The organism is Streptococcus timonensis (assembly GCF_047463455.1).
GTDB classification, from domain to species: Bacteria; Bacillota; Bacilli; order Lactobacillales; family Streptococcaceae; genus Streptococcus; species Streptococcus timonensis_B.
In genome coordinates this window covers 38121-51402 of sequence record NZ_JASHDV010000003.1, presented here as the reverse complement: position 1 = coordinate 51402, position 13282 = coordinate 38121, and the positions used below count along the sequence as shown (strand labels likewise).

The following is a 13282-nucleotide window of genomic DNA, read 5'->3' as shown; positions in this document are numbered from 1 at the left end:
CCCACGAGAACCAATTGGTTTTCATGAGAACTATTTTATCATTTTCAAATAAGATGTCAAGAAAAAAGTTTCTATGAGAACTATTTTAGTCTAAATTGACATTAGGCAATATTTTTTCTATAATAAGCACTAACTACTGTGGACAGAAATCCATTCACTCGATGAAGGGAGAAAACTTTCAAATGAAACCAGAAGAACAAAGAGTTTTAGGAATCTTAGCAACCATTTTTGGAGCCATCGCACTTTTAGGGTCCTGGATTCCATTTATTAACTATCTATCATTTTTCATCGCCATCGTCGCATTTATCTTGGGGATTATCGGCCTTATCGTCAACCTCAAAAAACGAAAAACAATGGCCATTATCGGAACATCTCTTGCAGTTGCTTCTGTTGTACTTTTCTTTACGACTCAGGTACTGTACGCTAATGTCTACAAAGATTTTGCCAGGGAGTTTAACCGTTCCTATAGAGAGGCAAGTTCCTCAATGGAACGCGAAGAAGAAAGCGACTTGACAGATGATAGCGCCTATTCCATCCCAGAGGAGGAAGAAGACGATACCTTCACCTGGACCCAAGAACAGTTCGATGTCTTAATCGAAGGTGACCTTGACAACAAAGGAAAAGGTGGTACCAACTACAAGGATATTATCAAAAAACACGGACTACCAGACTCCGAGTTTGACTCCACTATCGGAGGGTACGATACGAGAAAAATCACCTATATCTCCATTGGAGACAAGATCAAGACTGTTACCTTAACTTTTGCAAAACAAGACAATGGACAGCTCTTGCTCGTCCAAAAACATGCAGTCGGTCTAGGTCTAGAAAAAAGCAAGCAGCAAAACGATCCTGGAACTAGAATCTAAGTTCAAATATCAAAAAAAGCGAACAGGCTTGACAGCTGTTCGCTTTTCTATTAGAATCCCTCTACATTGGTATAAATTTTTTGTACATCTTCGTCGTCTTCAAGTACGCTGTATAGTTTTTCAAATGTTTCCAAATCTTCGCCTGACAACTCAACTTCTGATTGAGGAATCATCTCAAGTTCTGTCACTTGGAATTCCTCGATTCCTGACTCACGCAAGGCAACGATAGCTTTGTGAAGGTCAGTTGGAGCTGTGTAAACAGTGATTGTTCCTTCTTCTGCTTCTACATCATCTACATCGACATCTGCTTCAAGCAAGAGTTCAAAGATAGCATCAGCGTCGTCACCAGCAAATACGATGACACCCTTGTTGTCAAAGAGGTAAGATACTGAACCTGAAGCTCCCATGTTTCCGCCGTTTTTACCAAAGGCAGCACGGACATTGGCAGCTGTACGGTTAACGTTTGAAGTCAAGGTATCCACGATGAGCATTGAGCCACTTGGCCCGAACCCTTCGTAACGTCCTTCTGTAAAGGTTTCGTCTGTATTTCCTTTAGCCTTATCCAAAGCCTTATCAATAACGTGTTTTGGCACTTGCGCTTGTTTAGCACGGTCGATAACGAATTTCAAAGCTGAGTTTGATTCTGGATCTGGATCACCTTTTTTGGCTGCTACATAGATTTCTACACCAAATTTCGCATATACTTTAGAGTTAGCTCCATCTTTAGCCGTTTTCTTGGCTACGATATTGGCCCATTTACGTCCCATTAGGAATCTCCTTTTTTCACATTTTAATCTTTCTTATTATAACACAAGTCTAGTCGATTTTCACTAGAGGAAATGGATTTTTCTTGTATAAATGAAGCTAGGATTGTCCGCCGACAGCCAAGATTTTCTTGCCTTCTTTTATCCAAGGGTGCTGAGAGAGTGAGATATAAAGCTGGGCAGTCATAACAAGCCAAAGTAGCGGTTCGCATAGAATCACACCTGTATAACCTGCCCAAGGGATAATCCAAGCCACGAAAACAATTTTCCCGATAAACTCGATAAAACTAGATATGAGGGGTAAGAGTTTTTGACCGAGACCCTGCAAGCTATTTCTATAAATCAATAATAGACTCAAAAACGGATAGAATACCGAACTGATGCGTAGATACAAAGCCCCATTTTCAATCAAGTAAGCGTCTGTCGAACTTGCCAGGAAAGAAACTAGGCTAGGACTTGCAAAAAATAGGAACACACAAGCAAAGGTCGCCCAAGACATACTCAAATAACTCCCTATACGAAGACCTTGAACGATACGTTCGGGACTTTTCGCTCCAAAGTTTTGAGAGATAAAAGTCGTCATCGAAGCCGAAATAGCCGTCATTGGCAATAGGGCAAAGGCCATGATTCTACGTGCTGCCGTTTGGGCGCTGATAATCACTGCTCCAAAGCCATTAACAGAGGATTGCAAGATGACGCTTCCGATAGAGACAATTGACCCCATCAAGCCCATGGCTAGACCTTGTTCCAAAAGATCCACATAAAGATCCTTATTCCATTTGAAATGTTTGAGACCTGGAAGAAGGTCCGGAACACTCTTTCGAATATAGAAATAGCAGAGGATTGCTGACAAGCCTTGCGAGATAATGGTTGCAAGACCCGCAGACTGAACACCCAACTGCAGTTGTGTAATAAAATATAAATCTAGAATGACATTAACAATGGCTGAAAAGATAAGAAAGGCAAGCGCAGCAAGGCTATCACCAATTGAGCGCAGTAATCCTGCAAAGAGATTGTAAGCAAAACTAACTCCCACACAGCTAACAATCATGGAAATATATTCATAAGATTGGGGGAGAATTTCTGCAGGCGTTTCTAGGTACTGTAAGAGTGGGTAAAGACCGAAGAAACCCATCAGCATGACAAGACCACTCAGGATGGCACCCAAAATCCAAGTCGCAGCTACAGCTTCTTTAATTTTAGCAAAATTACGAGCACCGTAAAGACGGGCAATAACGACTCCCATCCCATTTCCGACTCCGAGGGCAAATCCAATAATCAAATCAAAAATGGCTGTCGTAGCTCCGACTGCCGCCAAGGAATTTTGTCCTAAAAAACGCCCAACAATCAAAATATCAGCTGTATTGTAGAGTTGCTGAAAGATGTTGGACAATAGAATCGGTAAAGCAAAACTAATCAGTGAAGGAAGGATAGGACCATGAATTAGGTCCACCGTTGATTTTTTATTCATATGGCTATTATATCAGCTTTCTAGTAGAGGAACAAGGGAGTTTCGTTAAGAAAGCGTTGCCTAGATACAAACAATCTGGTATAATCGTGACAGAAAAGGAGGATACGTATGAGCTTAACAAGCCAGTTAATTACAGATGTATTCCCAGACCTTGAAAAAGTTGAACAATTAAACAAGGAAGCCTTCCCTGAAGAAGAACGCGTCTCTTTGGAAGAATTTTTAAGTTACCAGGATAGAGATGATGCCCACTTTTTCGCCTTTTATAACGAGGAGGAGTTTGTCGGCTTTGCCTTTGCCATCTCCAATCAAAAAGCTTTCTACATCAGTTTTTTCGCCATTATGCCTCACTTGCGTAGCCATGGTTATGGAAAAGAAATTATTGAAAAGTTGATTGACTTTTACCAACGTACCATGATTCTTGAAGTGGAAAGACTGGACGAAGACTGTGATAACCTAGAACAGAGAAAAGCCCGAATGGAATTCTATAAACAAAATGGTTTCAAAACAGCCAACGCTCTTTTAGAATACGAGGGTATGAGCTTTGAAATTCTCTATCGTGGTGACCATTTTGATGAAGAAGCATATCGGAATATCTTTCAAAAATTGCAAGACGAGAACTATTTTGACTTCCGCATCGAATACCGTCGCTTTAGTGATTACTAAGCAAGACAATTCCACGTATAAAATACATTATCTTTAATCTGATATGTTTTGAATTTCAATCTATTTTCAAAATAAAAAATGCATGCAATTTATAAAATTACATGCATTATTTATTCTTATTTACAATGTAGCTTAAGCTTCTGCTCCACCTTCTGGAAGGATGAAGTAAAGAATAGCGTAAGCAAGTATACCTGAACCACCAGCTAAAGTGAAAAGAATCCAAAGAACACGAACTAACATTGGGTCCATGTTAAAGTAGTCAGCAAGACCTGCACAAACACCACCGATTTTTTTATCTTGAACGTTACGAACTAAACGTTTTTCCATTATAGTAATCTCCTTTTTGTTATTCCCGTTTATCTTAACATCAAATTAATGAAAAAGCAATAGTTTTCTAGTTTTTCTATGCAATTGAGCCTTTTATTCGCTTTTTTCAGAAAGATTAAACTTCAAATGATTAAAAATTAAAAAAGTGGAAAAACTCCACTTTTACTGTTTATTCTTCAATTTCGATTTCAAGATCGTCACCCAGATCAAGTGTCACTTCTTGATTAGCAGCTTCTTTCTCAGTTGATGCTGCTTTTTTAGATCCTGCTTCTTCTTCAATCAAGCCAAAGTGAACACGCACTTGATGATCAATCTCGTCAAAGACCTCTGGATGATCTGCCAAGTATTTCTTAGCATTTTCAGAACCTTGACCAATCTTTTCATCATTGTATGAGTACCAAGCTCCAGCTTTCTTAATAATATCAAGATCACTTGCAATCTTCAAGAGTTCACCAGTTCTAGAAATTCCTTCTCCATACATGATTTCGACAAGAGCTTCTTTGAATGGTGGAGCCACCTTGTTTTTCACAACCTTAATCTTGGTTTCCTTACCTACATTGGTATCTTTTTGATCACCAGTCCCCTTGATTTGTGTGCTTCCGCGAACATCCAAACGGACAGAAGCATAGAATTTAAGGGCACGTCCACCAGGAGTTGTTTCTGGATTTCCAAACATAACACCAACTTTTTCACGCAATTGGTTGATAAAGATAGCGATAGTCTTTGTCTTGTTGATAGAAGCACCGAGTTTACGCATAGCCTGACTCATCATACGAGCTTGGAGACCAACGTGGCTATCTCCAATATCTCCATCGATTTCCGCACGAGGAACAAGGGCTGCAACTGAGTCAATAACCACAAGGTCAACCGCACCTGAGTCGATCAATTTCCCTGCAATTTCAAGACCTTGCTCACCTGAGTCTGGTTGTGACAAGAGCAATTCATCGATATTAACACCAAGAGCTGCTGCATAAGCTGGGTCTAGAGCGTGTTCCGCATCGATAAAGGCAGCAATTCCGCCTTCTTTCTGTGCTTGTGCTACAGCGTGAAGGGCTACTGTTGTCTTACCTGATGATTCTGGTCCGTAGATTTCGATGATACGTCCCTTTGGATAACCACCTGAACCAAGGGCAATATCAAGAGCTAATGAACCTGAACTCATGACTTGAACTTTTTGTTCAGCACGCTCACCCAAACGCATGATTGATCCCTTACCAAAATCTTTTTCAATCAATTTAAGAGCATCATTTAAGGCTTTTTCACGATCAGCACCAAATTTTTTACCAATTTCATCTAATTTTTTTGTTGGTTTTTTTGCCATTTTATTCTCCTGTATTTTAATGGTCTTTAGACCTTCTTCTATTATATCAAAAGTCACTCACTTAATAAAGCTTTGCGAACTAAGTTGAAGGCATGCATAACAGCAATTTTACGAACATCTGCTCGACTGCGTCCTCCTATATTGACACGTATGACTTCTGTGCCCGATGCTCGAGATAGTCCTATAAAAACTGTTCCTGCCGGATGACCTTCTAAACTATCTGGTCCAGCTACTCCAGTCAAACTGATCCCAAAGTCTGACTCCGTTTTTGCTCGTGCTTGCTCAGCCATTTTCTCTGCTGTATAGGCTGAAACAACACCATGGGTTTCTAATTCTGCTTGTGAAATATCTAGCATTCTAGCCTTTTCTTCTAGACTATAAGTCACAAAACCACCTTTAAAAATAGCAGATACACCTGAAAAATCTGCTAAGCTTGCTTGAAATAGACCAGCTGTCAAACTTTCTGCAGCAGTAATGGTTTTTTGTCTCTTTTTCAACTCTTCCACTACCAGACTAGCTAGACTCGTACTTTCACCATAGCCATAACAAATATCTCGAAGTGAAGTACCTTCGAAAGAATTTCGACTTAATATCTGCTCTTCTAAAGAATTCAAGGCCAAATCTGCCTCCTGTTGGCTGTTAGCCTTGGTCGATAAACGCAAGGTAACTTCTCCAATTTTTGCATAGGGGGCTATGGTCGGATCCGTTTGTTGCTCGATTAAATCTGCTAAGATAGTGACTAACTGACTCTCTCCTATCCCAAAAAATCTAAGTACCCTTGAGTATAATTTAGCGCCTGTCATCAATCTTGGCAACAACTCATTTAGAACCATCGGTTTCAATTCACTAGGTGGTCCAGGTAAAACAACATAAGTTACCCCTTCCACCTCAATCATGCCTCCGACTGCTAGTCCTGTTTCATTAGGTAGTGGGATTGAACCCTCAACGATTTGAGCTTGACGCTCATTATTTGGAGTCCGGGCATAATCAGGTCTCTGGGCAAAAAAGTCATCTAATTTCGTCTGTGCTTGTGCATCAAAAACTAAATTTTTTCCTAAGAACTTGGCCACTGTTTGTTTGGTCAAGTCGTCTTCTGTAGGTCCCAATCCTCCTGTTAGTATCACTAACTCACTCCGTTCTCGAGCTATCTCTAGCAAGGATAAAAGACGAGCCTCATTGTCTCCAACAGCAGTTTGAATATAGACATCCACACCTATTTCAGCCAGTTTTTCAGATAAAAACTGAGCATTCGTATTGAGGATTTGTCCTGTCAAAATCTCAGTACCTACAGCAATAATTTCCGCTTTCATTTCTCCCTCCTACTTATCTATTCGAATTTCTTTGAAAAAATCGCAGGAAAAATCCTACGATTCGATAAATCTATGGCAAGCCAGACGATTTGGCTTCTTTCGTAACTAAACACTATTGAGTCAACATCACTTATTCTTGTTCTTCTTCAATAATTGTTGCTTCTGAGAGGACTCCTGGATTTTGATTATTGATTTCTTCGTACAAGACCACATTTGTTTTTAACTCAGTTACTTTAGGTTGGCCCAATGAAGTACGTAATAAATTCTGAATCTCTAACATATGTTCTGAAGTAACAATTTGGTAGGAGCCTCCCTCAATCGTGGCATCTTCACCTCGTAACTGATGAGTTTCAATATTTTTAAAGGATTCTTGATAGCCTAGCAATTGTGGAATAGTAGAAGTCGTAATCTCAATATTTGTCTGCATATTATCGCTAAGAGCTTTCAAGATATCTTGGTAGTGGGTTACACTATTTAAGCTTAAAATCTTTTCAATCACTCTTTGGATAACTTCACGTTGTCGTTTCTGACGACCATAATCTCCTTCTGGATCCTGATAACGCATGCGTGAATAAACTAGAGCTTCTTCACCATTTAGGTGTTGCTGTCCGACTCCGACGGAAATCTTGTTAAAAGGTTCCTGGTCTTGAATGGAGATTGGAAAACCTAAAGTATTGTTGACCGTAATACCACCTACAGCATCAACCATTCTTTGAAGACCATGCATATTTACCATAACATAGCGGTCAATGTGGATATTCATCATATCCTGAATCGTCGAGATAGCTAGTTCGGCTCCGCCACCCGCATAGGCGGCATTCAGTTTTTCCTCAGTAACAGTACCATCTTTGTGTTGAATTTTTGTCAAAATGTCCCGTTCCAAACTAATCATTGTTGTTTTCTTAGTCTTGGGATTGACTGTCAACAATATCATTGAGTCACTGTTTCCTTCCCAAGGATCTGTACGTTCGATATTCCCCGTATCCACTCCCATAAGCAAGATTGTCAATGGTTGTGTTGCTTCAATAACCTTTGTTTCTTCCCCTATTTTTTTATAAGTTTTTGCCAAGGAACTTGTTCCTTGATTATAAATCGTATAGGCATATGTTCCCACACCTAAAATAGATACAAGAAGGAAGCCTAAAAACATTTTTAATATTTTTTTTATCATACACTCATTCGTCTATCAGTAATCCCATTAGGTAAACGTCAAGAAACTCTCCTCTTTCTGTACAAGCACCACGTTCCTGTAGCCCTTCTGTGATAAAACCCATTTTTTTATATAAATAGATAGCAGCAGTATTTCGTTTTTGTACGGTCAATTGCAAGCGTCGAATGACTCCACTAGATTTAGCCCATTCTATGCTCTCTTCCATTAAAACACTGCCTAAACCAAATCCCCAAAAGGATTTTTTTATACCCAAAAAAATGTCTCCGATATGTCTGATTCTTGGTCGATGATCAGCTGTAATATTGATAACTCCTGCTAACTCATCATTCAAAAAAGCGAGCAAAGTAATCTGGTTATCAGACTGAGCCTGCTTGTCGATAAACATTTCCATTTCAGACTGACTGATTGAAATGCTATTTTCATCTAAACTCGTAAACGTAGACTCTTGTCCTATCTGATTTAAAAGAGCAAGCAGAACTTGAGCATCCTCAACTTCTGCCTCGCGGATTAAAAGTTCATACTCCATTCGTCAACCTCTCTAGTAGGTGACTTGCTCTTTGACCATGGGCATAACATCTAATTTCTCGTCCCTCATCTTTTTTGAGAATTTCTAATTCTAGATAGTCTGAAGGAAGATCTTCACCCAGTAAATGCCCCCACTCAATGACAGTAACACCATCTCCGAACAGAAACTCATCTAAATCAATAGAATCGGCATCTCCTCCGATGCGATAGACATCTAAATGATACAACGGTAAACGCCCTTCATATTCTCGAACGATGGTATAAGTGGGACTTTTAATCATCTGATTAATTCCTAGACCCTTGGCTAGACCCTTTGTAAGTGTGGTTTTCCCAGCACCTAATTCACCAGTTAAAATTAAAACATCATTTTTTTCTAGTAGATTGCCCAACTTTTTTCCAAAAGCCATAAGCTCATCTTCATTTTTTGTGCGCATGCATCCATTATACCAAATTTTTTTCGATTGTGACATTTCTAACAACAAAAAAGGAGGGAAACCCTCCTTCTTTTTTGAAAAAATTTCTCATTAATTTAGAGCCATACTGATGTAGTTCAAGATAAATAAAGCATCTAAAATCCAAATCATTGCATGGACATCTTTAATTTGACCTTTAACAATTTTCGTTAAAGTATAAGTGAGGAAACCAACGGCAATCCCTTGTGTAATGGAGTAGCTGAATCCCATAAAGATAGAAGTAAAGAAGGCAGGAACTGCTTCTGACATATCATCCCAAGGAATATTTTTAAGATTAGACAGCATCATAATTCCGACGATAATCAAAATTGGTGCTGTTGCTGCTGAAGGAACAATAGCAAGAAGTGGGCTAAAGAAGCTAGATAGGGCGAAACAGATAGCAACTACTAGAGCTGTCAAACCTGTACGTCCACCAGCACCAATACCTGCTGCTGACTCAATATAAGTCGTAACGTTTGAAGTACCTGCAATGGCACCAACTGAAGTCGCTACTAAGTCAGAGTAAAGTGCTTTATCCAATTTGTCTGACTCATGGTTTTCGCCACTTGTTGCAACGATACCAACTTTTTCACCTGTACCAATAAGAGTACCGATTGTGTCAAAAATGTCTGTCAACGAGAAGGCAAGAATAGCCATCAAAGTTTCAGGCAAACGAGAAGTATTTGAAATCAAAGACCCTAAACCTTCTGATCCAAGACCTGCACCAAACAAGGTTCCCAAATCGTTAACTGCTGCTGAAAGGTTGTTGCTTGCAAAGTCAATTCTAGACAAATCAACAACACCAACCGCAATGGCAAGAACAGTAGTTGTTAAGATTGAAAGGATGATTCCACCTTTGATCCCTTTAACAACAAAGAAAATCGTAATGGCAAGACCTGCAAGAGCTACTAGAACAGCCGGACTGTTAAAATCAACCAATCCAGGAACAGCTCCTGAATTAGCAGTGATTGCTGCTTGAGCCTTATCTGCACCTTCCCCTGCTACTGTATAACTACCTGGATCGATAGAGAATTTCAAGAGACCTGCATTTTTAATACCAACGTAAGCAAGGAATACACCAATACCAGCAGAAATTGCTGAACGAAGTGTCGTAGGAATAGACTCAATAATCATTTTACGAACATTGGTTAATGTAATAATCAAAGAAATGATACCACAAATGAAGACCATACCTAAAGCTTCCTGCCATTTATAGCCCATACCAAATACAACCGTAAAGGTAAAGAAGGCATTAAGTCCCATACCTGGAGCCTGTGCATATGGCAAGTTTGCATAGAAAGCCATCATTAAAGTTCCGACAACAGAACCAATAATTGTAGCAAGGAATACACCCTGAACTGGCATTCCAGTTTGTGAAAGCATTTGAGGGTTTACAAAGAGAATGTAACTCATTGCAAAGAATGTTGTTAAACCAGCAAGCACTTCTGTACGGACGTCTGTCCCGTGCTCTTTTAGTTTAAATAGTTTGTCCATGTTTAATCTCCTTTTGTTTTTTACGAACAATAAGAAAATTATATCATTTATCATTCAGTTTTTCAAGCTATTTTTAAAATAATTTGAAGATTATTACTAGAATCAGTTCTTTCTATTCCCAGTTATAGTCTGATTTTCTTGTTTATTTTTGATATAATAGAAAACATCTTATCTGAAACTAGATTCGGGAGGATCTTATGACTAAAAAAATAATTGCCGTTGACTTAGACGGAACCCTACTTAATGGGGAAAGTAAACTATCTGATTTCACTAAAAAAACTATTAAAGAAATTTCAAAAAAAGGACATCAGGTCATCATTGCAACTGGACGCCCTTACCGTATGGCTAAGGAGTTTTATCGTGAATTAGAGCTAGAAACACCTATGATTAACTTCAATGGGTCTCTGACTCATCTACCTGGTAAGATCTGGGAATACGAAAAATGTCTGACTGTTGATAAAAAGTATCTCCTAGATATGGTTGAACGTAAAGAAGAAATTGAAGCAGACTTTATAGCTGGAGAGTACCGTAAAAAATTCTATATTACAGCACCTGATCAAGAAATTGCAGACCCTAGACTATTTGGTGTTAAGAACTTCCAGCCTGAAAACCAATTTAATTCTGACCTGGTTACCAAGGATCCCAACTGTATTTTATTGCAGACTCGAGTAAGCGACAAGTATGCTCTGGCAGAAGAAATGAGCAGTTTTTACAAGCAACAACTTAATATCAATACTTGGGGTGGTCCCTTGAATATCCTCGAGTGTACACCGAAAGGAGTTCATAAAGCCTTTGCCCTTGACTACCTTCTGAATGCCATGAATGTGGATAGAAAGAATTTGATTGCTTTTGGTGACGAGCATAATGACACAGAGATGCTAGCCTATGCAGGCACAGGATATGCCATGAAAAACGCCAATCCAGCTCTACTTCCTTTCGCTGATGAACAGCTAGCATTGACCAACGAGGAAGACGGAGTTGCTCACTTCTTAAGAAAACTGTTTCTTTAACTATTAGATACCTTCCATACTTTTAGGCTAGAATTTAACTACCTTAAAAGTATGGAATTTTTTTGCTATAAAGAGAAATCTTGAACCTGCGAATACAGATTCAAGATCTTTAAAAAATAGTTTACTTAATGATCTACTTCTTTAGAACGATACGATCAGAAATTTCACGATCCATATCATCAATGATAATTTGATTGCCATCAGCTACATAAACCTTGATATCATCTCCAATAAAGACTCTCTGACTTTCTGGTTCAAAAGTGACCTTCTTAATTTCCTGATCACCATCAGGCTCTACTTCCGTCCATGTTCCAGTATTTCCAGTAACAACGAGAGTAATGCTATCTCCCTCATCTTGTCCTTTATAGGTCCCATCAATGTTGGTTACTGAACTAGCAGTCGAACTAGAAACAGTCGTTTCTGCTGACTGAGCAGTCGTTACTTCCGTACTGGTGCTTGCTTGAGTTGAAGGAGCTGCCTGCTCTTTTGGCGAACATGCAACTAAGAGACTAAGACTTGCCAAAGAAGCAAGAGAAAGTGTGAATTTTTTTAGTGACACAATGTCTCCTTTCTTTTAGTGGCTTAAAATCAGAATAACCCTGCTGAGCCACCACACCTTTACTATAACAAATAAAGATAGGAGGGTCAATCAAATGACTTTTGTTTCATAAGACAAGCGCGAACCTCAGATATAAAGTAGAGAGATCCTGTCACAAATAGCAGGTCTTTCTCTCCTGCAGAAGCTTCAAAGTTATCTATAAAATCTCGATAAGAAGCAATGCTTGTATAATCTCCAAAGTCTTGCTCTTCCAAGGAACCCTGATAGTCAAAACTCGTAACATAGAGATCTGCGTCAGGTAAATGCTCTGTTAAATAAGTAAGCATCCCACTATAATCTTTCCGCTTTAGCGCACCAAATAGAATTTGAGGCTGATACCCTTGCTGGATTTTTTCTTGGATAAACTCAACCAAACGCTCTAGAGCTGGTAAATTGTGAGCCCCATCCAAATAGATGTGCTCAGTGACAGCTTCTAGCCTTCCAGCCCATTTAGTAGCTTGCAAGGCAGCACGTACTGCTTCTTGATCTACTTTCTCGTTTCTTTGTGCCATAAATAGTAGAAAAGCCTGCAAGGCGAGCGCTGCATTTTCCTCCTGATAGGCTCCCTCTAATCCCAAAACTAGTTGATTCAAGTCAGCTAGAGAGGAAGAAAAATGTCCATTTTTGAAAGAAAAATCTTGATTAGCTTGGTAGAGAGTCACACCCAAATCATTCGCAGTCCTCTGACAAACGAGTTGGGCTTCCGGTGCTAGATTTGCAATCACAGCTGAGTTCCCAGGCTTAAAAATTCCTGCTTTCTGCTCTGCAATTGCTACCAGACTATCGCCCAATGTCTCCTGGTGATCGAGGCCGATTGATGTGATGATTGCAATTTCTCCTGTCACGACATTGGTAGTATCAAGAAGTCCACCTATCCCAACTTCCAGTAGGACCAAATCTACTTTTTGCTCTTTAAAATAAAGCAAAGCAATCAGGGTTAACAACTCAAAAAAAGAGAGCTGATCGTGAGTTTCTAGAAGTCTTTTCTCCATTGCTTTGACTTGATCTGCTAAACGAATAAAATCTTCGTCCGATATGGGTTCACCATTAATACAGATGCGGTCATGGATACTGATAATGTGGGGTGAAGTAAAGGTGCCAACCGTTTTCCCATGGGCAACAAAAAGCTCCCTCATAAAGGCAATAGTAGAACCCTTTCCATTTGTCCCTGTCACATGGATAATTGGATAAGTTTCCTCAGGATTCCCCAGCAAATCTACTGCTCTTTGCATCCGTCCCAATCCTGATCTAAAATTCAAGCCAATCCGACTATGAAGCCATTTTTCTACTTCAATCATACTTATCTCCTT

14 protein-coding genes are annotated in these 13282 nt (G+C 39.4%); 3 read left to right on the top strand and 11 right to left on the bottom strand.

Annotated elements, in window-relative coordinates; translation table 11 throughout:
* Nucleotides 1–161 precede the first annotated feature (161 nt).
* Complete coding sequence (locus tag QM847_RS05600; RefSeq protein ID WP_414354426.1) at nucleotides 162–866, top strand: CD20-like domain-containing protein; 705 nt, start codon at nucleotides 162–164, stop codon at nucleotides 864–866.
* A gap of 50 nt (nucleotides 867–916) precedes the next feature.
* Here the strand turns inward: QM847_RS05600 and QM847_RS05595 are convergent, their stop codons facing one another.
* Nucleotides 917–1633 (bottom strand): YebC/PmpR family DNA-binding transcriptional regulator, encoded by a 717-nt coding sequence (locus QM847_RS05595; protein ID WP_414354425.1) that lies wholly within the window; start codon nucleotides 1631–1633, stop codon nucleotides 917–919.
* A gap of 97 nt (nucleotides 1634–1730) precedes the next feature.
* On the bottom strand, nucleotides 1731–3101 hold the full coding sequence (locus QM847_RS05590) for an MATE family efflux transporter (RefSeq protein WP_414354424.1): 1371 nt from the start codon (nucleotides 3099–3101) through the stop codon (nucleotides 1731–1733).
* Nucleotides 3102–3209: 108 nt separating this feature from the next.
* Here QM847_RS05590 and QM847_RS05585 point away from each other — a divergent pair, with 108 nt between their 5' ends.
* Nucleotides 3210–3764, top strand: coding sequence for a GNAT family N-acetyltransferase (locus tag QM847_RS05585; RefSeq protein WP_414354422.1), 555 nt, complete (start codon nucleotides 3210–3212; stop codon nucleotides 3762–3764).
* A 132-nt stretch (nucleotides 3765–3896) separates the two neighbouring features.
* On the opposite strand, the gene QM847_RS05580 is transcribed toward QM847_RS05585, so the two are convergent.
* From QM847_RS05580 to QM847_RS05550, 7 genes are all read right to left on the bottom strand, one after another.
* A complete protein-coding gene (locus QM847_RS05580; RefSeq protein ID WP_414354420.1) occupies nucleotides 3897–4091 on the bottom strand; it encodes a PspC domain-containing protein in 195 nt (64 codons plus the stop codon).
* 169 nt (nucleotides 4092–4260) lie between these two features.
* Nucleotides 4261–5412: a recombinase RecA gene (gene recA, locus QM847_RS05575; protein WP_414354418.1), complete on the bottom strand. Its 1152-nt coding sequence runs from the start codon at nucleotides 5410–5412 to the stop codon at nucleotides 4261–4263.
* Nucleotides 5413–5465: 53 nt separating this feature from the next.
* Nucleotides 5466–6722, bottom strand: coding sequence for a competence/damage-inducible protein A (locus QM847_RS05570; protein WP_414354416.1), 1257 nt, complete (start codon nucleotides 6720–6722; stop codon nucleotides 5466–5468).
* Between the two features lie 130 nt (nucleotides 6723–6852).
* Nucleotides 6853–7893: a biofilm formation/cell division transcriptional regulator BrpA gene (gene brpA, locus QM847_RS05565; RefSeq protein WP_414354415.1), complete on the bottom strand. Its 1041-nt coding sequence runs from the start codon at nucleotides 7891–7893 to the stop codon at nucleotides 6853–6855.
* 4 nt (nucleotides 7894–7897) lie between these two features.
* On the bottom strand, nucleotides 7898–8419 hold the full coding sequence (locus tag QM847_RS05560) for an N-acetyltransferase family protein (protein ID WP_414354413.1): 522 nt from the start codon (nucleotides 8417–8419) through the stop codon (nucleotides 7898–7900).
* Nucleotides 8409–8852 carry a tRNA (adenosine(37)-N6)-threonylcarbamoyltransferase complex ATPase subunit type 1 TsaE gene (gene tsaE / locus QM847_RS05555; protein ID WP_414354412.1) on the bottom strand — a complete coding sequence of 148 codons (444 nt, stop codon included), beginning with the start codon at nucleotides 8850–8852 and terminating at the stop codon, nucleotides 8409–8411. Before tsaE ends, QM847_RS05560 begins: the two co-directional genes overlap by 11 nt.
* Before the next feature lie 90 nt (nucleotides 8853–8942).
* Complete coding sequence (locus tag QM847_RS05550) at nucleotides 8943–10364, bottom strand: NCS2 family permease (protein ID WP_414354410.1); 1422 nt, start codon at nucleotides 10362–10364, stop codon at nucleotides 8943–8945.
* 197 nt (nucleotides 10365–10561) lie between these two features.
* On the opposite strand from QM847_RS05550, the gene QM847_RS05545 reads away from it, so the two are divergent.
* A complete protein-coding gene (locus QM847_RS05545; protein ID WP_414354408.1) occupies nucleotides 10562–11374 on the top strand; it encodes a Cof-type HAD-IIB family hydrolase in 813 nt (270 codons plus the stop codon).
* A 133-nt stretch (nucleotides 11375–11507) separates the two neighbouring features.
* Here QM847_RS05545 and QM847_RS05540 read toward each other — a convergent pair whose 3' ends face one another.
* Together QM847_RS05540 and QM847_RS05535 are read right to left on the bottom strand one after the other, a co-directional pair.
* Nucleotides 11508–11933, bottom strand: coding sequence for an SP_0198 family lipoprotein (locus tag QM847_RS05540; RefSeq protein WP_414354406.1), 426 nt, complete (start codon nucleotides 11931–11933; stop codon nucleotides 11508–11510).
* 86 nt (nucleotides 11934–12019) lie between these two features.
* Nucleotides 12020–13270 (bottom strand): bifunctional folylpolyglutamate synthase/dihydrofolate synthase, encoded by a 1251-nt coding sequence (locus QM847_RS05535; RefSeq protein WP_414354404.1) that lies wholly within the window; start codon nucleotides 13268–13270, stop codon nucleotides 12020–12022.
* Nucleotides 13271–13282: the final 12 nt, after the last annotated feature.

Coding starts and splice junctions, on each gene's coding strand:
- QM847_RS05600 (WP_414354426.1), top strand. CDS start 162: ATGAAGGGAGAAAACTTTCAAATGAAACCAGAAGAACAAAGAGTTTTA.
- QM847_RS05595 (WP_414354425.1), bottom strand. CDS start 1,633: ATGGGACGTAAATGGGCCAATATCGTAGCCAAGAAAACGGCTAAAGAT.
- QM847_RS05590 (WP_414354424.1), bottom strand. CDS start 3,101: ATGAATAAAAAATCAACGGTGGACCTAATTCATGGTCCTATCCTTCCT.
- QM847_RS05585 (WP_414354422.1), top strand. CDS start 3,210: ATGAGCTTAACAAGCCAGTTAATTACAGATGTATTCCCAGACCTTGAA.
- QM847_RS05580 (WP_414354420.1), bottom strand. CDS start 4,091: ATGGAAAAACGTTTAGTTCGTAACGTTCAAGATAAAAAAATCGGTGGT.
- recA (WP_414354418.1), bottom strand. CDS start 5,412: ATGGCAAAAAAACCAACAAAAAAATTAGATGAAATTGGTAAAAAATTT.
- QM847_RS05570 (WP_414354416.1), bottom strand. CDS start 6,722: ATGAAAGCGGAAATTATTGCTGTAGGTACTGAGATTTTGACAGGACAA.
- brpA (WP_414354415.1), bottom strand. CDS start 7,893: ATGATAAAAAAAATATTAAAAATGTTTTTAGGCTTCCTTCTTGTATCT.
- QM847_RS05560 (WP_414354413.1), bottom strand. CDS start 8,419: ATGGAGTATGAACTTTTAATCCGCGAGGCAGAAGTTGAGGATGCTCAA.
- tsaE (WP_414354412.1), bottom strand. CDS start 8,852: ATGCGCACAAAAAATGAAGATGAGCTTATGGCTTTTGGAAAAAAGTTG.
- QM847_RS05550 (WP_414354410.1), bottom strand. CDS start 10,364: ATGGACAAACTATTTAAACTAAAAGAGCACGGGACAGACGTCCGTACA.
- QM847_RS05545 (WP_414354408.1), top strand. CDS start 10,562: ATGACTAAAAAAATAATTGCCGTTGACTTAGACGGAACCCTACTTAAT.
- QM847_RS05535 (WP_414354404.1), bottom strand. CDS start 13,270: ATGATTGAAGTAGAAAAATGGCTTCATAGTCGGATTGGCTTGAATTTT.